The 19,674-nt window shown below is 63.6% G+C and carries 18 protein-coding genes; 9 read left to right on the forward strand and 9 right to left on the reverse strand.

What is annotated here, in order from left to right:
- Positions 1 to 136: 136 nt before the first annotated feature.
- The 6 genes from B4E36_RS04105 to B4E36_RS04130 form a co-directional block, all read right to left on the reverse strand.
- Positions 137 to 979, reverse strand: coding sequence for a fumarylacetoacetate hydrolase family protein (locus B4E36_RS04105; protein WP_292055964.1), 843 nt, complete (start codon positions 977 to 979; stop codon positions 137 to 139).
- A gap of 17 nt (positions 980 to 996) precedes the next feature.
- On the reverse strand, positions 997 to 1,422 hold the full coding sequence (locus tag B4E36_RS04110; protein WP_018065737.1) for a cupin domain-containing protein: 426 nt from the start codon (positions 1,420 to 1,422) through the stop codon (positions 997 to 999).
- Positions 1,423 to 1,751: 329 nt separating this feature from the next.
- A complete protein-coding gene (locus B4E36_RS04115) occupies positions 1,752 to 2,684 on the reverse strand; it encodes a TIM barrel protein (protein ID WP_292055966.1) in 933 nt (310 codons plus the stop codon).
- Between the two features lie 22 nt (positions 2,685 to 2,706).
- Positions 2,707 to 4,209: a glycerol-3-phosphate dehydrogenase gene (locus B4E36_RS04120; protein WP_292055967.1), complete on the reverse strand. Its 1,503-nt coding sequence runs from the start codon at positions 4,207 to 4,209 to the stop codon at positions 2,707 to 2,709.
- Positions 4,206 to 5,822, reverse strand: coding sequence for an FGGY-family carbohydrate kinase (locus B4E36_RS04125; RefSeq protein WP_292055969.1), 1,617 nt, complete (start codon positions 5,820 to 5,822; stop codon positions 4,206 to 4,208). The genes B4E36_RS04120 and B4E36_RS04125 overlap by 4 nt, the downstream gene beginning before the upstream one ends.
- Positions 5,823 to 5,835: 13 nt before the next feature.
- Positions 5,836 to 6,801: a sugar-binding transcriptional regulator gene (locus tag B4E36_RS04130; protein WP_292055971.1), complete on the reverse strand. Its 966-nt coding sequence runs from the start codon at positions 6,799 to 6,801 to the stop codon at positions 5,836 to 5,838.
- A gap of 480 nt (positions 6,802 to 7,281) precedes the next feature.
- Between B4E36_RS04130 and B4E36_RS04135 the strand changes: the two genes are divergently transcribed.
- The 8 genes from B4E36_RS04135 (at position 7,282) to B4E36_RS04170 (ending at position 16,832) form a co-directional block, all read left to right on the forward strand.
- On the forward strand, positions 7,282 to 7,950 hold the full coding sequence (locus B4E36_RS04135; RefSeq protein ID WP_414673729.1) for a DUF2291 family protein: 669 nt from the start codon (positions 7,282 to 7,284) through the stop codon (positions 7,948 to 7,950).
- Positions 7,947 to 9,488: a sugar ABC transporter ATP-binding protein gene (locus tag B4E36_RS04140; RefSeq protein WP_292055973.1), complete on the forward strand. Its 1,542-nt coding sequence runs from the start codon at positions 7,947 to 7,949 to the stop codon at positions 9,486 to 9,488. The genes B4E36_RS04135 and B4E36_RS04140 overlap by 4 nt, the downstream gene beginning before the upstream one ends.
- 28 nt (positions 9,489 to 9,516) lie before the next feature.
- Entirely contained in the window at positions 9,517 to 10,629 is a 1,113-nt protein-coding gene (locus tag B4E36_RS04145) for an ABC transporter permease (protein WP_345900014.1), read from the forward strand.
- Between the two features lie 74 nt (positions 10,630 to 10,703).
- Positions 10,704 to 11,657, forward strand: coding sequence for a D-ribose ABC transporter substrate-binding protein (locus B4E36_RS04150; RefSeq protein ID WP_292055975.1), 954 nt, complete (start codon positions 10,704 to 10,706; stop codon positions 11,655 to 11,657).
- A 273-nt stretch (positions 11,658 to 11,930) separates the two neighbouring features.
- Positions 11,931 to 12,785 (forward strand): DeoR/GlpR family DNA-binding transcription regulator, encoded by an 855-nt coding sequence (locus B4E36_RS04155; RefSeq protein WP_292055976.1) that lies wholly within the window; start codon positions 11,931 to 11,933, stop codon positions 12,783 to 12,785.
- Between the two features lie 86 nt (positions 12,786 to 12,871).
- Positions 12,872 to 14,401, forward strand: a complete 1,530-nt coding sequence (locus B4E36_RS04160) for an FGGY-family carbohydrate kinase (protein ID WP_292055977.1) — start codon at positions 12,872 to 12,874, stop codon at positions 14,399 to 14,401.
- Entirely contained in the window at positions 14,398 to 15,174 is a 777-nt protein-coding gene (locus B4E36_RS04165; protein ID WP_345900015.1) for a DeoR/GlpR family DNA-binding transcription regulator, read from the forward strand. Before B4E36_RS04160 ends, B4E36_RS04165 begins: the two co-directional genes overlap by 4 nt.
- Entirely contained in the window at positions 15,171 to 16,832 is a 1,662-nt protein-coding gene (locus B4E36_RS04170) for a glycerol-3-phosphate dehydrogenase/oxidase (protein ID WP_345900016.1), read from the forward strand. Before B4E36_RS04165 ends, B4E36_RS04170 begins: the two co-directional genes overlap by 4 nt.
- A gap of 286 nt (positions 16,833 to 17,118) precedes the next feature.
- Here B4E36_RS04170 and B4E36_RS04175 read toward each other — a convergent pair whose 3' ends face one another.
- The 3 genes from B4E36_RS04175 to B4E36_RS04185 are packed head-to-tail and all read right to left on the reverse strand — an operon-like array spanning position 17,119 to position 19,147.
- The gene (locus B4E36_RS04175; RefSeq protein WP_292055980.1) at positions 17,119 to 17,583 is read right to left on the reverse strand and encodes an RpiB/LacA/LacB family sugar-phosphate isomerase; all 465 of its coding nucleotides are present in this window, start codon (positions 17,581 to 17,583) and stop codon (positions 17,119 to 17,121) included.
- Between the two features lie 28 nt (positions 17,584 to 17,611).
- Positions 17,612 to 18,376 (reverse strand): triose-phosphate isomerase, encoded by a 765-nt coding sequence (locus tag B4E36_RS04180; RefSeq protein ID WP_292055981.1) that lies wholly within the window; start codon positions 18,374 to 18,376, stop codon positions 17,612 to 17,614.
- Between the two features lie 3 nt (positions 18,377 to 18,379).
- Entirely contained in the window at positions 18,380 to 19,147 is a 768-nt protein-coding gene (locus B4E36_RS04185; protein ID WP_292055982.1) for a DeoR/GlpR family DNA-binding transcription regulator, read from the reverse strand.
- 231 nt (positions 19,148 to 19,378) lie between these two features.
- Here B4E36_RS04185 and B4E36_RS04190 point away from each other — a divergent pair.
- The coding region (locus B4E36_RS04190; RefSeq protein WP_345900017.1) for a GMC family oxidoreductase N-terminal domain-containing protein at positions 19,379 to 19,674 on the forward strand (296 nt) is incomplete at its 3' end.

A 19,674-nucleotide genomic window follows, 5' to 3' on the forward strand; every position in this document is an offset into this window, starting at 1 on the left:
ACGTCGCACAGCATCACCCGCGCGCCGGCCTCGGCGAGAAGGGCCGCTTCGACAGCCCCCTGCCCGCGGCCCGCGCCGGTGACGATCGCGGTCTTGCCGGAGAGATCGTTCAGCGCCGCCTTTGCCTTTGCCATGCTCATGCCTGCACCATTTTCTGACGCTGTTCGCCCAGCCCGGCAGCGCCAAGCGTAACGACCTGGCCTTCCTTCAGGAAGGTCGGCGGCTTCATGCCGAGGCCGACGCCGGGGGGCGTGCCGGTGGAGATGACATCGCCGGGCTCCAGCGTCATGAACTGCGAAATGTAGCTGACGAGGTGCTTGACCGAGAAGATCATGGTGCGGGTGTTGCCGGTCTGGCGGCGCTCGCCGTCGACATCGAGCCAGAGATCGATATTCTGAATATCCTCGAATTCCTCGGGCGTCACCAGCCACGGGCCGGTCGGGCCGAACGTGTCATGGCTCTTGCCCTTGATCCACTGGCCGGCGCGCTCCGACTGGAATTCCCGTTCGGAGACATCATTGACGAGGACGTAGCCGGCCACATGGGAAAGCGCGTCTTCCTCGGAGACATATTTCGCACGGCTGCCGATGACGATGCCGAGTTCAACCTCCCAGTCGGTGCGGGTCGAGCCGCGCGGGATTTCGACATCGTCATTCGGGCCGCAGACCGCCGTGGTCGCCTTGGCAAACAGCACCGGCTCGGGCGGCGGCGCCTTGCCGGTTTCGGCAGCGTGATCGGCATAATTGAGGCCGACGCAGATGAACTTGCCGATCTTTCCGACCGGCGCGCCGTAGCGCGGACTACCGTCGACAAGCGGCAGGATTTCGGGATCGAGGCCGGAAAGCCGGACAAGCAGCTCCGGCGACAGCGTTTCGGAGGAGATATCCCCGATCACGCCCGAAAGATCGCGGATCGCACCGTCTGCATCGAGGACGCCGGGCTTTTCGGTGCCCTTTTCACCGTATCGTACCAGTTTCATGCTCTGCTCCGTTTTGTTCAGGCGCGACGATAGCCTTCAAGCTGCTCGTCGGGAACATCCGGCAGGTTGGTGACCAGATTGTCGGGCGTGCGGCAGGTGAGCCAGACCAGTTCTTCCGTGGTGCTCATATTGACCTCGACATGCGGCATGAACGGCGGAACGAACACAAAATCGCCCGGATACATGTCGGTATATTCCTTGTAGTCCTCGCCGAAATAGATGCGGCCGTGGCCGGAGAGCACATAGCCGCCGGTCTCGGCTTCCTCGTGATGATGCGGCGGCGAACGATGGCCCGGCTCGTTGCTGACCCGGCCGAACCAGATCTTGGTGGCGGGCGTGTGCTGCGGGCTGACCCCGGACTTGCGGACGCATTCGCCCGATTGCAGGGTCTGTTCGCCAAGCTCGCTGCTGCGGGTGACGACGGGTACGACTTTAGCGCTCATGGTTTCCTCCAAATTTAAAATTTTCCCGCCGGACGGCGGCGTTGGCAAAGGCGGGAACAGTTTAAAATCTGCCTTTTGATGCTTGATGGAGAAACGATATAATCGACGCCACGAAATTACAAGAATGCCGCGTATATATTTTAAATTTGAATTATTAATCTCGCCGTCGCGGGTTCACGGGGATTTTGACGTTCATCAGAACGCCGCCGGAATTGGCGTAGAATATCAAAGGGGCCCTCGGCCAAACCGGCATGCCCTCAATTGCGACAAACTGGCGCAACGCTCCGCCAGGGCGCCGGAATGCCAGGGGCTTGCCGAAACCGCGATCTTCAGATTTTCAGATCACCGGCACCGGTATCGATATGGGGCGCCCAGAAGGCGATGCTTTCGGCGATCTGCGGGATCACCTCGCGGTCATTGGGCTCGCGCTCCTTGAAGCTGAGCTCGAGGCAGATTTCGTTGTCGCGCGCGCCGCCCTCGGCGAAGGCGGCAAGCAGCGGCTCCGGCTGGATCCGGCCCTTGGCGTTGAACGCGGCGGTGAACGGGCGATGGCCGCCCTTGTCCATCAGGCTCTGCTTGATGTGGATGATCGGCGAGACCTTCGGCACCGCCCGCGCCCAGGCATAGGGATCGTAGTCGTCGGGATTGTCGGATGTGACGTCGCCATGATCGATATCGGCCATCATCCACATCGGCACCGCCATGTCGGCGGCCGCGAGGCGATCCTGCAGCGCCATACAGTCTGCAATCGTGTGGCCGAATTCGCGGCCGACCGACATCGGCTCCCAGAACACATAGGAAAGACCGGCGGCCTTCGCATGCTCGGCCACTTCGGCCCAGCAGTCTATGGCAATCGTGATCAGTTCCTCGCGGCGCTTCGGATCGTCGTAATCGGCATAGGTAAGAATCGCGAACTGGGTGCCGATCGAAGCGCCGCCGAGATCGCCGATAATGTCGGCGAAGGTCTTGAACCAGTCGACATAATAGCGCCGCACGTCGCGGTCGGGATGGCCGAAATGGTTGAGCCGGCCATAGGGGCCCGTCATGCCGGATGTGACCCGGACGCCGGTGCGCTGGAGCGCGCCGTCCATCGCCCGCGTCAGCCGGCGGATGACGGGGGCCGGCCAGGACGGATTGATGAATTCATGGGTGAGCTGAAGGTCGCGCAACTTCAGGTCGCGCGCCGTGGTCTCGATCAGGTCCACCGGGTCGGCGAAGCGGTTGACGAGCGGATTGGTGTTCAGGGAAAGCGTCAGCGGCATCGCTCCGGCCTTTCGTTGGAATTCACTTCAGTTCGGCATCGAACCAGGCGGTGAAGGCGGCCTGCTCGGCATCGCTCAGATGCAGGCGGTGCTTTGTCCGCCGCCACAGCACATCCTCGGCGGTGCGGGCCCATTCATGTTCGACAAGGTAACGCGCCTCGGCCTCGTAGAGATCGCCGCCGAAATGACGGCCCAGTCCCTCAAGGCTGTCCGCCGACCCGACGATATCGGCAATCGCCGTGCCATAGAGCCGGCCGTAATGGCGGCGCAGTGCGGCCGGCATCCATGGATAGTCGGTCTTCATCCGGTTGTGGAAGGTCTCGTAATCGGCGTTTTCCATGTCGCCGCCGGGCAGCGGCGCGCTGTCGGTCCAGTCGCTGCCCATGCCGGGGAAGAATTTCTGCAATTTGTGCATGCCGCGCTCGGCAAGCTCGCGGAAGGTGGTGATCTTGCCGCCGAAGACATTGAGTATCGGCACGCCGCCGGTCTCGTCGAGATCGAAGACATAATCGCGGGTCACGGCGGAAGGGTTGCCCTGGCCGTCATCGAACAGCGGGCGGACGCCGGAGAAGGTTTCCTCGACGTCATCGCGCCGAAGTTTCTGCTTGAAGTAGCGGTTGACCACATCGAGCAGGTACTGGATTTCGCCCTCGTCGGCCTCGACATCCTCGGCGCGCCCCTCATAGGCGATGTCGGTGGTGCCGATCAGCGCCTTGTTGCCCTCATAGGCATTGATGAAGATCACCCGCTTGTCGTGGTTCTGGACGAGGTAGCTGTGCGGCCCCTCCCAAAATTTCTCGGTGATGATATGGCTGCCCTTGACCAGGCGGACATTGCGGCTTGAGTTGGAACCGGCAACGCGGCGCACGACATCGTTCACCCAGGGGCCTGCCGCGTTGACCAGGACTTTCGCCCGGAAGGTCTTCGCCTCGCCGGTCATCATGTCCTTGGTCTCGATGGTCCAGCCGCCATCCTCGCGCCGCGCCGAAAGACAGGGCGTGCGGGTCAGCACGGTGGCGCCCTTGCGGGCGGCATCAACCGCATTCAGCACCACGAGGCGGGCGTCATCCACCCAACAGTCGGAATACTCGAAACCGCGCGTGTACTTGTCGAGCAGCGGCGCGCCGACAGGGTCGCGCTTCAGGTCGAGCACGCGGGTGCCGGGCAGTTTCTTGCGGCCGCCGAGATGGTCATAGAGAAACAGTCCGAGCCGCACCAGCCAGGCCGGCCGATCGTCCGGCGAATGCGGCAGCACGAAGCGCAACGGCCAGATGATGTGCGGCGCGTTGTTCATCAGCACCTCGCGCTCGATCAGCGCCTCGCGCACCAGCCGGAACTCGTAATATTCGAGATAGCGCAAGCCGCCATGGACCAGCTTGCCGGAACGCGACGAGGTGCCCTCGGCGAGATCGTCCTTTTCGCAGAGCACCACGGAAAGGCCCCGGCCTGCGGCATCGCGGGCAATGCCCGCGCCGTTGATCCCGCCGCCAATCACAAACAGATCGATCATCCCGGCTTCCCTCATTTCGTAGTCCTTTCATCGACGGCGGGCTCGGCCGCGCCATCACGTTCGGCGCGGCGATCCTTCGCCATTGCATTCCAGATCGGTTCCAGCGCGCGGCGCGCGGCGGCATAGGTCGGATAGCGCCGCTGATAGAGTGCGCTCAGCGCCGGGTCGGGGCGCTCGGCCTCGCCCAGAAGCGGCGTCACCCATTCGCCGATGCAGCGCTCCATATCGGGATAGACGCCGATCGCGACCGCCGCCATCATCGCTGCGCCCGCAGCGCCGGCTTCCTCGCGCGCGGAAACCCTGACCGGCGCGCCGATCGTTGCCGACAACACGCCGCGCAGGCCGCGAGACCGCGCAGCCCCGCCGGTCAGGCGCAACTCGCCCGGCATGTCGCCCATTTCGGCGTAGCAATCACGCGCCGCCATCGCGAGGCCTTCGACCACCGCGCGAACGACATCGGGATAGCGATGGCCGGCGGAAAGGCCGATGAACCCCGCCCGTGCATCGGCATTGATGAACGGACCGCGCTCGCCGGCCTCGGAAATATAGGGGTGGTAGAGCAGCGATCCCGGCCTTGCCCGCGAAAGCCAGTCGTCGATCTTCGCAACCAGATCGCGGTGGGAGACCTCGACGCCCATATCGGCCAGCAGGCCACGGCCCACCTCCAGCACCCAGTCAATGTTCAGCGTCGCCGCCATATTGGTCTGGACCTGGGTGACCATGTCCGGGACCGGCAGCGCGATGACATAGCCGGTATTGTCGTCGTTGAGCCGGACCTCTGATGCGTGGACGGCGCGCATATGCACGCCGGTCGAACCGATGGTGGAACAGGCCGTGCCCGCGTCGCCGGTATAGACGCCGGCGCCAAGCGCGGTCATCACCATGTCGACAAAGCCGAGGCTGACCGGCGTTCCCGCCAGAAGACCGGTCTGCCGTGCCGCGTCCGGGCTCAGCGGATGCGTGGTCTTGGTGCCATCGACGATCTCCGGCAGAAGATGCCGGAAGTCCGTCAGGCCAAGTGTCTCGATGACGGCATCGTCATAGGCGCGGTTGCGGAAATTGCCGAAGGTGAAGCTCGCCTCGGAGGGGTCGGTCGCCCGCGCGCCGGTGAGGTTGAGATAGAGCCAGTCCTTGCAATGCAGCGCCACGGCGGCATTGGCCAGAAGCTCCGGCCGCGTCGCCGCCATATGCGCCATCTGCGCGCCCTGCTGGCAGGTGTTAAGCCCGGTGCCTGTCGCCTCGAAACGCGCGCGCGCGCCGGCTTCCTTCTCCAGGCGGTCGACCGTGGGGGCTGCGCGGGCATCGAGCCACAGCCAGGCATCGCCGACCGGCCTGTGGTCGCCATCGGCAAGCCAGGTGCCGTCGCCCTGCCCCGTCACGGCAATCGCCGCCGTGCGCGCGGCCAGCCCCTCGACCTTGTCGCCGAGATGCCGGAGCGCTTCCGCGCAGTCATCCCAGGTTTCTTCCATCGACTGGGTCGCCGAGCCATCGTCGCCGGTCCGGTAGCGGTTTTTCACCGCAGCCTCGGCGACCTGCCTGCCGCCAAGGTCGAAGGCGACGGCCTTGATGACCGAGGTGCCGGCATCGATGCCGATCAGAATGTCGCCGCGTCCATTGTGACTGGCCATATCCACTGCCTCCCTACCCGGTCCTGCCATCCGCAAGCGCGGCGGCGGTCGCCTCGTCGGTGATCAGGCCGCTGATCGTGCCGCTGCGCAGCACCGCGGCCATGGCATTGAGCTTCTCCTCACCGCCCGCGATCGCGACGATCCGGCGCTTGCCCAGCGCCCTGATATCAAGCGACACGGTGCGCGCCGAAAGCGAGGTCTCGACAAGCTGACCGTCACGATCGAAGAAGTGACCGAGCACCTCGCCCGCGCCGCCGCGCTCCTGCACCTCGCCGATCTCGGCGACGTCGATCATGTGGGACGCGACAAGCTGCGCGCCGGGATTGGCCGTGCCGATGCCGACCAGCATCATATCGGAGCGGGCGGCCAGATCGATCACCTGCGACACGCCGCGCTGGGCGAGAAACACCTCGCGGTCGGCGGCCGTGTTGGCGAAGAACGGGATCGGCATCACATAGGCCGAGGCGCCGGTCTTTTCGGCAAGCCGGTGGATCACGTCATGCGGATTGGCGGCGTAGTTGCGGGTCAGCCCGCCCATCAACGACACGAAGCGCACGCCATTGGCCGCGATGCGCGGCAGCGCGTCAACCGCGCTCGCCAGCGTCCGGCCATGGCCGACGCCGATCACGTCGGAGCGCTCGGATTCGATTTCCTGGCGGATGAAGCGCGCGCCGGCAATGCCGAGCGCTCGGAGCGGCATGCCGCGTTCGCCGAGATCGGGCACGACCTCGCAATGGGTGAGGCCGAATTCTTCGGCAAGCCGGGTTTCGAGCGCGACGCATTCGGCGACATCGCCATCGATCGATACCTTCACCGCGCCGCTCTGATTGGCCCAGGCGATCAACCGGTGGGCCTTGACGGTGGAGATATCCAGACGCGCGGCAACTTCGGCCTGCGTCAGCCCGCCGCCGTAATGAAGCCACGCGGCGCGCAGCGCCATGCTCTCGTCAAAATCGCGCCGTCGACCCGCTCGCGCCATGCTCTCTCCCTTTTTGTAATTTTTTATATTTATGGCAATTTATTTCATCAGAACCGTATTCTGTCAATGAAGCCAACATGGTCACGCATGAGGCGGCACGCCGCATAAACGCCCTTTAATCGCTAAAGCCCTAGGGAATAGCGTTTCAGGAAAGGCCGGAATCCGGCGGCGATCAAATGCCCGACGACCGGATTTTGATCCCGGCGATTGACAGCCAAGTTTAATTATAACATAGTTTGCCGAATAGATAACATAGCGATAACACGAACTGTTATCCGTGGCCGCCGGTTCAGCCGGCCGTTCCAAAGCAGCGAGAGGACGTTGCGGAGGCGCGCCATCAAGGAGGCCGCAAGGGAGGAGCGACCTGATGCCAACACTGCCATCAATCTGCCGTGTCCGCCTTCCGGCGTCGCCTGCTGCCCACGGGGCCGGCGGCACGCTTTCATGTTCAAAATTCCAGCGTCTGAAGGTCACCTCCTGATGAGTGCACAAGCCACAAACCCTTCTTCCGGTCATTCCGCCCGTCCGCGCGGCTCGAAACTGCCGATGATCATCGGCACGCTCACGATCGTGGTCGTTATTGCCGCGATGGCCTTCGACACCAAAGTCGTGCGCATCGGCACCGCCGAGCATGTGACGGAAGACGGTTTCTCGCCGGAGGCCTTCGGCGCCGAGAACTTCCCCATTGTCCAGAAAAGCGTCGAGGACCGGGCCGTCGATGCGGCAACGCTTGCGAGCGACATCGCCGCCGACAAGGATGCGGCGATCGAGAAATACGGCGTCAAGGCCGGGATCGGCGCTGTCATGCCGGTCAGCTTCACCGGCGTTGCGGGCGAGGCCAAGGGCGGCATCTACCCCGTTGCCGCGGACGGCGTGCCGGAGGAGATCACCATCCGCGTCCAGACCGGCCCGGCGATCAACGGCACCGATCTGCGCGATGCCACCGGCACGATCGCGTTTGGCCAGTTCAAGAACCAGATCGAATATCAGGATGCCGGTTCCGCGCTGAATAACGAGATGAAGAAGGAAGTGCTCGCCGATATCGACACCGCGAACCTTTCCGGCAAGACGATCACCGTCACCGGCGTCTTCAAGCTGATCAATCCGAAGAACTGGCTGGTCACGCCGGTGGAGATGAGCGTGAAATGACCAGGACCGCCGAAAACCCCCGCAGCAGGGACGAGGTTGTCCTCGCCGCCCGCAACATCGCCAAGTCCTACGGCAATATCCACGCGCTGAAGGGCGTCAATTTCGACGTGCATTACGGCAGCGTCACCACGCTTTTTGGCGAGAATGGCGCCGGCAAGTCGACGCTGATGAAGGTGCTTTCCGGCATCGTGCGTCCCACCTCCGGCGAGATCATTCTCGACGGCGCGCCGGTGACCTTCAGCTCGGCCGCCGATGCGACGTCGCAGGGCATCTCGATCATCCATCAGGAACTCAGCCTCGCGCCCAATATGAATGTGCGCGACAATATCTTCATGGGCCGCGAGATCCGCACCGCGAAAGGCGTCGATTTCGCCGAGGAAGAGCGCCAGACCCGCATCCTGATGGAGGAGCTGGAGGAGGACATCGATCCGCTGACGCCGGTGGAGGATTTGCGCCTCGGCCAGCAGCAGATCGTCGAGATCGCCCGCGCGCTCTCCGTCAATTCCCGCATCCTGATCATGGACGAACCGACCTCGGCGCTCAGCGCCTCGGAGGTCGAGGTGCTGTTCAAAGTGATCGCGGACCTGAAAAGCCGGGGCGTCTCGATCGTCTACATTTCGCATCATCTGGAAGAAGCGCTGCAAATCACCGACCATGCGGTGGTTCTGCGCGACGGCACCATGACCGCCTTTGGCGAGCGCAAGGATATCGATCTCGAATGGATCGTGCGCAACATGGTCGGCGACAATTTCGACCTCGGCTCGCCGCCGACCGGCTATGAGTTCGGCGACATCAAACTGTCGCTGCGCGATCTCTGCGTCGAGGACGCCTCGGGCACCGGCCGGCTGGCCGTCGATCATCTGTCGCTCGACGTGCGGGCCGGCGAGATTGTCTGCATCTACGGCCTGATGGGCGCCGGGCGCACCGAAATGCTGGAATGCATTGCCGGGCGCAGCCGCAGCGTCGGCGGCCAGATCCTGCTCAACGGCGAGGACGTATCCGGCCTCAGCATTGCCCAGCGGATCGAGGCCGGGCTGGTGCTGGTGCCGGAAGACCGGCAGCGCGACGGGCTGGTGCAGACCATGACGGTCGGCCGCAATCTCTCGCTCGCCTCGATCCCGACCTTCACCCGCCGGGTCTTCACCTCCCGCAAGGCCGAGCGCGGGATCGTCGAGGGCGCGATTGATGACGTGCATATCAAGACCGATGGCGGCGGCGCGCCGATCGGCTCGCTTTCGGGCGGCAACCAGCAGAAGGTCGTGATCGGCAAGATGCTCGCCACCCATCCGGGCGTGATGCTGCTGGACGAGCCCTCGCGCGGCATCGATATCGGCGCCAAGGCGGAGGTGTTCAGGCTCCTCGGCGAACGCGCCGCGCGCGGCCTTGCGGTGATCTATTCCACTTCGGAAGTCGGCGAATGCTTCAGCGTCGCCCATCGCATCATCGTCATGGCGCGCGGGCAGATCGTCGCCGAGTTCGACCCGTCGGTATCAAAAGAGGAAATCATGGCCGCATCCGGCGAAGCCGTGGCCGCGTGATTTCAGCATTAAATTTCGGAGCATAATAATGACCGACACACGTCAAGTTCAAAAATCCTCCAGCTCCGGCCGGCACGGCGGCTTCAGCCTCGGGCGCATTCTGCTGGAAGGCCGGGCGTTCTTCGCGCTGATCGCGATCATCGTCGTGTTCTCGCTGCTGTCGCCGGTTTACCTTTCCACCAACAACTTCCTGATCATGTCCTCGCATGTGGCGATTTTCGGCCTCTTGGCGATCGGCATGCTGCTGGTGATCCTGACGGGCGGGATCGACCTTTCGGTCGGCTCGACGCTCGGGCTTGCGGGCTGCATCGCCGGCTTCCTGATGCAGGGCGTTCAGTTGGACATGTTCGGCGTCGTGTTGTTCCCGCCGGTCTGGGTGGTGGTGATCCTGACCTGCCTGGTGGGCGCGCTGATCGGCACCATCAACGGCGTGCTGATCGCCTTCTTCAAGGTGCCCGCCTTCGTGGCGACGCTTGGCTTGCTCTATGTCGCGCGTGGTGCCGCGCTGTTGATGACCAACGGCCTGACCTACAACAATCTCGGCGGCAAGCCGGAGCTTGGCAATACCGGCTTCGACTGGCTCGGCTTCAACCGCCTGTTCAACGTGCCGATCGGCGTGCTGGTGCTGGCCGTCGTCGCCATCATCTGCAGCATCCTTCTGACCCGCACTGCCTTCGGCCGCTGGGTCTATTCCACCGGCGGCAATGCCCGCGCGGCCGAGCTTTCGGGCGTGCCGGTCAAGCGGGTGACGGTGTCGGTCTATGTGCTTTCCGGCATCTGCGCCGCGATTGCCGGCCTCGTTCTGTCCTCGCAGCTGACCTCGGCCGGCCCGACCGCCGGCACCACCTATGAGCTGACCGCGATCGCCGCCGTGGTGATCGGCGGCGCGGCGCTGACCGGCGGGCGCGGCAATGTCCGCGGCACGCTGCTGGGCGCCTTCGTCATCGGCTTTTTGTCCGACGGTCTCGTGATCATCGGCGTGTCGTCCTACTGGCAGACCGTGTTCACCGGCGCGGTCATCATTCTCGCGGTGCTGCTGAACAGCATCCAGTACGGCCGCCGCCGGGCCGCAAAGCCGGCCGATGGCGACGCCTCGACCAATACCCCTTCCGCCGCGGGGGCCAAGACCAAAACGGCTTGATAGAGCGCGGAAAACCGGCCGGATAACGGCCAATGAGAAGCATTGAGCTATTCAACCAAGGGAGAGAGAATACCATGTTCAACAAGAGACAGTTTCTGATGTCCATGGCGGCTGCCATCATCGCGGTTCCGCTCGGCGCGGGCGCGGCGATGGCCGACGGCCTGATCTCGATCATCGTCAACGATCCGTCGAACCCCTACTGGTACACGGAAGGCGAAGTGGCCAAGGCGGAAGCCGAGAGCCTCGGTTATTCGGCGACGGTTGCCGCCCACAAGGGCGACACCAACACCGAAAGCAACCTGATCGACACCGCCATCACCAACAAGGCCGTCGCGATCATCCTCGATCCGGCCAATGCCGACGGCTCGGTCGGCGCGGTGCGCAAGGCCGTCAATGCCGGTATTCCGGTGTTCCTCGTGAACGCCGAAATCAACCAGGAAGGCCTCGCCAAGTCGCAGCTCGTCTCCAACAATGCCCAGGGCGCGGCGCTCGGCGCCATGCAGTGGGTGGAAGATGTCGGCGACAGCGGCAATTATGTCGAACTGTTCGGCGCGCCGTCGGACAACAATGCCCAGACCCGCTCCAACGGTTATGAAACCGTGCTGAGCCAGTATCCGGATCTGGTCAAGGTCGGTCAGGATGTCGCCAACTGGGACCGCACCCAGGGCTACAACAAGATGCAGAGCCTGCTTCAGGCCCATCCCGACATCATCGGCGTGATCAGCGGCAATGATGAAATGGCGCTCGGCGCGATCGCGGCGCTGAAGGAAGCCGGCCGTCTGGAAGACATCAAGGTCGGCGGGTTCGACGGTTCTCCGGATGCCGTTGACGCGATCAAGGCCGGCGAACTGGAATACACCGTGCTCCAGCCGGTCGCGATCTTCTCCAAGGAAGCCGTCCAGCAGGCGGACTCCTTCATCAGGACCGGCAGCACCGGCGTCGACGCCGAAAAGCAGCTCTTCGATTGCCTGCTGATCACCAAGGACAATGTCGCCGACTATACCGGCCCGTTCGTTCTGGCACAGTAAAGTGTAGCGACGGGAGGGACGCTCTCGGGGCGTCCCCCCAATTTGGTTACAAAGCCAACCCCCTTTCCGGGCGTCATCCTCGGGCTTGTCCCGAGGGTGACGGAAGCGTGTGGGGCAGGCTTTTTCAATACTCTGAGGGGCGTTTGCAAACCGCCCTTCAGCCAGCGCGACGGTTCCGCGCTTACCGCCTGCGAAAGGCATTCACCTGCAGGCAAGAGCCGCCTATAACAACATCCTTCAGCCGCGAGACCAATGCCGCCGACAGGAACGGGAATGACGAGTCAGAGCAACGACGCCATGGACCATCTGATGTCGGAGGAGATGCCCTCCGATTCCAGACAGGCCCGCCAACTCGCCCGCCGCCAGCTGATCACCGAAACCGTGATGCTGGAAGGGCCGATGCGGATCGAGGACCTGACCGAGCGTTTCGGCATCAGCCTGATGACGGCCCATCGCGACCTCGACGACCTGGTCAGCCGCGGCCTGTTGCGAAAGACGCGCGGCACGGTGTCGGCCGCGCCGACAAGCCTGATCGAGGCGAGCGACGTCTACCGCTCCAGCCGCCAGTCGCCGGAAAAGACCGCGATCGCCGCCGCCGCCGCAGGCTTCATCGAGCCCGGCCAGGCGATCTTCGTGGATGATTCCACCACGGTTCTCCACATGGTGCCGCATCTGCAGGACCATGCGCCGCTGACGGTGATCACCAACTCGCTGACCATGATGAACGAATTGCGCGGCCTGCGCGACATCACGCTGCTGGCGCTTGGCGGCGAGTTCCGCAACTGGTGCAACGCGTTTCTCGGCCGCATGACCACCAATGAAATCGCCAATCTGCGCGCCGATACCGTGTTTCTGTCGATGGCGGCGATCACCGACGACATGGTGTTTCACCAGTCCTCCGAAATGATCGACGCCAAGCGCGCGATGCTGGACGCCGCCTCGAAGCGCATTTTGCTCGCCGACCACACCAAGTTCGAGCGCCGCGCGCTCCACAGCCTTGCCGCGCTGACGGATTTCGACGTCGTCATCGTCGATGACGCAACGCCGCCGGCCCATATCAAACGGATGCATGCCAAGGGCATCAACGTGGTCGTCGCTCCGCGCAAGCACGACAAACACATGAAATGATATAATTGACTCGATGTAACGTGCTTTGATATTAACTTATCAAATTATTCCGTTAATTTTGACCGATACGGTCATCGGAGCGCGACATGCCGAGCCTTCTAGGAATTGATAACGGTCTGACCGTCACCAAGGCGGTGCTGTTCGACACGGATGGCACAGTGCTGTCCGTCGCAAGACGCCGCGTGCCGCAGTCGATACCCGCGCCGCGCTTTGTCGAGCGCGACATGGACGGGCTCTGGCGCGCCACCGCCGAAGCGATTGCCGAGGCCATTGCGCTCAGCGGCCGCCCTGCTTCCGATATCGCCGCCATTGCCGCAACCGCCCATGGCGACGGGCTTTATCTGCTCGGCGAGGACAACCAGCCGCTCGGCCCCGGCATTCTCTCGCTCGACAGCCGCGCCGGCGACATCATCGCTGACTGGGAGAAGAACGGCACTGCCGACAAGGCGCTGGCGCTGACCGGACAGAGGCCGCATCTCTCCGCCCCATCGGCGCTGCTTGCCTGGCTCGCACGCCACGCGCCGGAGCGTTACGCCCGGATCGGCGCGGTGCTCGGCTGCAAGGACTGGCTGACCTTCTGCCTGACCGGCCATGTCGGCACCGACCGCACCGAGGCCAGCACCTCGTTCACCGACGTGAACACCCAGGATTATTCCAGTGCAGCGGCCGAACTCTACGGGCTGGAGCGGATTTACGACAGGCTTGCGCCGAGCGCCCATTCCGCCGCAATCATCGGCCATGTCAGCGATAAGGCGGCGCGGGCGACCAGCCTTGTCGCCGGAACGCCGGTGGCCGCCGGCCTGCATGACGTGACGGCCTCCGCGCTCGGCATCGGCGCGCATAAAAGCGGCGTCATGGGCGTCGTCGCCGGGACCTACTCGATCAACGAGATCGTATCGGAAAAGCCGCTCACCGATCCGCGCTGGTTCTGCCGCAACGCCATCGAACCCGGCCAGTGGAACGCGATGTCGATTTCGCCGGCATCGGCCGCCAATTACGACTGGTTCCTCGATACGCTGTGCCAGGGCGAGCACGAGAAGGCCGCTTCCGGCGGGCCGCCGATCCATGAGGCCCTTGCCGGCGACATCGAGGCCGCGATCGCGCGGCCCTCCAGCGTGCTGTTCCACCCCTATCTGTTCGGATCGCCGCACGGGGGCGCAAGCAGCGGCTCCTTCATCGGGCTACACGGCTGGCATGATCGCGGCGATATGCTGAAAGCGGTGCTGGAGGGCATTGCCTTCAACCACCGCGAACATGTCGACGCGCTGGAAGACGGGTTTCCGTATGAGCAGGTGCGGCTCACCGGCGGCATTTCGCGCAATCCCGCCTTTGCGCAGATGTTCGCCGACATTCTCGCTCACCCGGTCACCGTGACCGCGACCGAAGAGGCCGCCGCATGGGGGGCCGCCCTTTGCGCGGGTGCGGCCGTCGGCCTTTATAACAGCCCGACCGACGACCCCCGCGATCTCGATGCCATCAGCCGGACCTTCCGGCCGGATGACCGGAAGGCAGCGACCTATGATCGCCGCTTCGCCGTCTACCGGGATATCTCGGAAGCGCTCAAGCCACACTGGAAAACGCTCGAAGCGCTCGGCGACAGGGAGAACGGACAATGACCACGGCAGACAGCCGACGCGAGGAAATCGCGGACTACGTCATCGCCCACGGCCAGGTGCGCATCGACAAGCTGGTCGAGCATTTCGGCGTATCGCGCATGACCATTCACCGCCATATCGACCAGCTCGCCGCCAAGGGCGTGTTGCGCAAACTGCATGGCGCGGTGACCGCACAGCCCTCCGGGATCTATGAAAGCCTCCACCGCTATCGCGCCACCGTCGCCACCACTGAGAAACAGGCGCTGGCGAAAGCCGCGCTCGCGCATATCGAGCCCGGCCAGGTGATCTTTCTCGACGACTCCACCACCGCCGGCGCAATCGCGCCGTTTCTCAACGAGATCGATCCGCTGACCGTGATCTCCAACAGCGTGGCGGTCGCCAACGCGCTGGTCGATGCCGATGTGGTCGATTTCATCTGCCTCGGCGGCCAGTATCACCGCACCTACAATGCCTATATCGACCATATCTGCCTGCGCGCGATCGAGGCCTTGCGGGCCGATCTCCTGATCTGCTCGGCCTCCGCGATCGAGGGCACGACCGCCTTCATCCAGGATCAGCAGGTCGCGCGCGTCAAGCAGACCATGGTCGCCTCCGCCAGCAAATCCATCCTGCTTGCCGACCACACCAAGTTCGGCAAGGTCGCCCTCAATGTATTCGGCGATCTCACCACCTTCGACATCGTGATCGTGACCGACAGCCTCGATCCGGGCGAAATCGAGCGGCTGCGGAAGGCAGGCGTCAATCTCCAGATCGTGAAGGGCGCTTCCAAATGAGCGACGACACCGCTTTCGACGTGGTCATCATCGGCGCCGGCGTCAATGGCGCCGGCCTGTTCCGCGACCTCTCGCTGCAGGGCGTCAACTGCCTGATCACAGAAAAGGCAGATTTCGGCGCCGGCACCAGCGCCGCCCCCTCGCGGCTGATCCATGGCGGGCTGAAATATCTCGAGACCGGCGAATTCGGCCTCGTCGCCCAATCGACGCTGGAGCGCAACCTGCTGCTGCGCAACGCGCCCCATTGCGTCGAGCCGCTGCCGACCATGATCCCGATCTTTTCCTGGACCAAGGGGATATGGGCCGCACTTCGCACCCTGTTCGGCTCCACCAGCGCGCCGCGCAGCCGCGGGGCAATCCTCGTGAAAATCGGGCTCTGGCTCTATGATTTCTACGGCGCGCGCCACCGGGTGATGCCGCGCCACAAGCTGGTCGGCAGACGCCGGGCGCTGTCCGACATGCCGGGGCTGACGGATACGATCGTCGCCGCCGGCACCTATTATGATGCCCGCATCACCCAGCCCGAACGCCTCGTCATGGAATTGATCCGCGACGGGCTTGCCGCCAATCCCGGCTCGGCGGCGCTTAATGCCACCACCATTCGCGCGGCGGATGCCGACCGGATCGTCTTTGAAACCGAGGCTGGCGAGACCCTAGCGGTCAAACCCGGCCTGGTGGTCAACGCCGCCGGCCCCTGGATCGATCACGTCAACGCCATGCTTGGCCTTCAGACAAAGCTGATCGGCGGCACCAAGGGCTCCCATGTGCTGCTGCGCAATGATGAACTGGTAAAGCGGCTTGCAGGCCGGATGATCTATTTCGAGGCCGATGACGGGCGCATCTGCCTGGTCTACGAATATCTCGGCCTCGCCCTTGCCGGTTCCACCGATATTCCCGCCGACAATCCCGATGAAGTGCGCTGCGAGGATGACGAGATCGCCTATTTCATCAACAGCCTCAAGGCGCTGCTGCCGGGCCTCGAAATCGGCGAGGAGCAGATCGTCTACGCCTATAGCGGTATAAGACCGCTGCCGGCCTCCGATGCCGATATTCCGGGCCTCATCAGCCGCGATCACTCCGCCCCGGTTCTGGAGGCCGATGAGGCACGCCATTTCGCGATCATCCCGCTGATCGGCGGGAAGTGGACGACGTTCCGCGGTTTTGCCGAGGAGGTCGCCGATACCGTTCTCAAACGGCTCGGCCGCGACCGGCGCATCTCCACCGAGAACAGCCCGATCGGCGGCGGCCGGGATTTCCCGACCGACGCTGCGGCGCGGCGGACATGGATTGCCGATGTGGCCGGCGAAACCGGGCTTTCGGAAAAACGGATCGACGAACTGCTGACCCGCTACGGCACCACCGCCCGCGCAATCGCAATCTATGAGGCGAGTTTCGGCAATCAGGAGCGCCTGCCGCAGGTCAGCGACTATTCCGTGGCCGAGATCGACTGGATCGTCAGCAACGAATTCGTCACCCACCTCGCCGATATCGTGATGCGCCGCACCACGCTCGCGATCACCGGACGGCTGCACAAGAGCGATATCGAGCGGATTGCGGAAGTGGCCGGGGATGTGCTCGGCTGGAGCGCGGAAACCCGCGCGGCCGAAATCGCGGCGGTGGAAGAGCATCTGCAGACGGTAAACCGGGTGCGGCTGTAGTCGCGCTTTGGCAACCCGAAGACGGCGCAGCCAAAGATTGCAGTCCATGACAAGGGCTGTCGCATAGCCCCCAATCCTCTCGCCCCGGAGGGGAGAGATGTCGCGAAAGCGACAGTGAGGGGGGAGACTTTCCTCTCAAACGCTCTCACGATCCGACGCGCTGCTTCACCCTCACTCCCCCTGTCGGGGGTATCTCTCCCGCAAGCGGGAGAGAATATTGGGAGCAAGACGCAAGGCCTGTGCAGTCGGCCTCGCCTTCAAGTGAGAAGGCGAGGCCTCCGCCAAATCAGCCCTTCGCGTTATACTTCGCGTCCAGATCGTTGATCGCCTGGACATTGCCGGCGGAGCGGCCGTTGGGGTCGAACTCGCAGGCCAGATAGGCGTCGGCGATCGACTTGGCGAGTTCGGTTCCGATCACGCGCGCGCCCATGGTGATGACCTGGGCGTTGTTGGAGAGCGCCGCGCGTTCCGCCGAATAGGTGTCGTGGGTCTGGGCGGCGCGGATGCCGGGAACCTTGTTGGCCGAGATCGCGACGCCGATGCCCGTGCCGCAGCAAAGAATTGCCCGGTCATAGGTGCCGTCCAGAATACCGGCGGTGACCCGATCGGACAGGTTGGCGTAATATTCGTTGCCATTGTTGGGCGGGGTGCTGAGTTCGGAAACGGTGAACCCTTCGCGGCCGGCCAGATGCTCGGCGATGACCTTGGCGAGCGGGGCTCCGGCGCTGTCTCCTGCGACTGCAATCTTCATGGTGTTTTCCTTTCGAGAGAATATTGGTTCAGATGACCTTCGCGACCCGCTCCAGAATGTCGAGATAGCCCTCGACATGCCAGGCGGAACGGCCGATGAACAGCCCGTCGACATGGTCGCAGGCGATCATTTCGGCGCAGTTTCCGGGGTTGACGCTGCCGCCGTAAAGGCAGGGCAGTTCGCGGCCGGTCACAAGCCGGGTGGTGTCGATGATCTTGGCCTGCCGCGCCTCGGCGTATTCGGGCGAGGCCGGGTGCCCGCGCTCGCCGATCGCCCAGACCGGCTCGTAGGCGAAGATGATCTCGGCCTGCTTCTGCTTGTCGTCAAGTCGCGACAATGCGGCCTCGACCTGGGCATGCAGCACGTCGTCGGCGCGGCCGGCATCCTTTTCCGCCTCGGTCTCGCCGATGCAGATCAGCGGGATCATGCCGTGGCGCACGGCCGCCTCGGTCTTCAGGCCGACGGTGTCGTCGGTCTCGCCAAAATTGGCGCGCCGCTCCGAATGGCCGAGCTCGACGATATCCATGCCGCAATCGGCAAGCATCACCGGGGAGATCTCGCCGGTCCACGCGCCGTGATCGTCCCAGTGCATGTTCTGCGCGCCGACCAGCACATCGGCATCCGAAAGCCGCGCCTTGACCTCGCGGATGGCGGTGAAGGGCGGGATGACGAAGCGCTGGATCCGGTCATCGCCCTTTGCGACGGCCAGCGCATCGGCATAGGCGACGGCCTCGGACAGCGTCTTGTTCATCTTCCAGCTGGTTCCGACAAAGAACCGGTCAAACCGTGCCATCGCTCACTCTTCCTCTGCGAAATACAATTCTATGCCCTGGCTGGTCAGTTCCGCGGCCTGGTCTTCGGGCAGCGCGCGGCTGGTCACCACGCCGGCGAAGGCATCGAGATCCGCCAGCCGGTGCAGGGCGGTGCGGCCGAACTTGTTGTGGTCGGCCATCAGATAGGACTTCTGCGCGACCGCCATCATCGCCCGCTTGACCTGCAACACCTCCTGGTCCTGGTGGCAGGCGATGCGGCCATGGATCGAGGAACTGGTGATCAGCGCGATATCGGCGCGCAGGTCGGCAAGCGTGGCGGTTGTGATCACCCCGAAGAAGCCGTTGAATTTTTTCGAGAAATCGCCGCCAAGCGCGATCAGGCTGATGCCGCCCTGCCCCGAAAGCCCGTTGATGATCGAAAGATTGTTGGTGATCACCGTCAGCGGCCGTTTCTCGATCAGGAACGGGATGACCGCTTCCGACGTCGAGCCGTCATCGACCATCACGCTCATGCCCGGCTCGATGAAATCGGCGGCGCGCCGCGCGATCGCGCTTTTCAGCGCCGGCGCCATCTTCGCGCGATAGCGATAATCGCTTTCGAACTGGCCGCTCGCCTCGATCGTGGCCCCGCCGCGCACCTTGCGCAGCAGGCCCTCGGCTTCGAGATCATCCAGATCGCGGTGGATCGTCATCTTCGAGACGGCAAAGCGCGCCGCCAGATCGTCAAGCGAAACCGTGCCCTCCTCGACCAGCAGGTCGACAATATCCCGGCGTCGATCATCAAGCTTCAACGGACGGCTCCTCGCATCTCATGAGCGGTGACTAACATCGTGATCTCTCATAATCAATCATTGTGAAGATAATATGTTATCTTTTAATGTGATTTTGCAAGACCCGCCCAGTTGGATGCGCACATGCGTTATTCACGGCACTTCGAGAGCCATCGATCATCCCGTCCGCCCGCGGAATTTATTTGGAACGTTCCTAAACCTGTGCTAAATCGCCCTCGGGAGGATCATTGCATGGCCTATGATTTCATCATTGTTGGCGGCGGTTCGGCCGGGTGCGTGCTGGCCGCAAGGCTTTCCAAAAACCCGGAGGTCAAGGTTCTGCTGCTGGAAGCAGGCGGCGCGGACCGGCATCCGTTCTATACGCTGCCGGCCGGTTTCGCCAAGATGACCAAGGGCATCGGAAGCTGGGGCTGGCACACCGTGCCGCAGCGGCACATGAACGGCATGTCGATCCGTTTCACCCAGGCCAAGGTCATCGGCGGCGGCTCGACCATCAACGCCCAGATCTATACCCGCGGCAACCGGCT

The sequence above is a fragment of the Martelella sp. UBA3392 genome (assembly GCF_002358775.1).
Taxonomy (GTDB): domain Bacteria; phylum Pseudomonadota; class Alphaproteobacteria; order Rhizobiales; family Rhizobiaceae; genus Martelella; species Martelella mediterranea.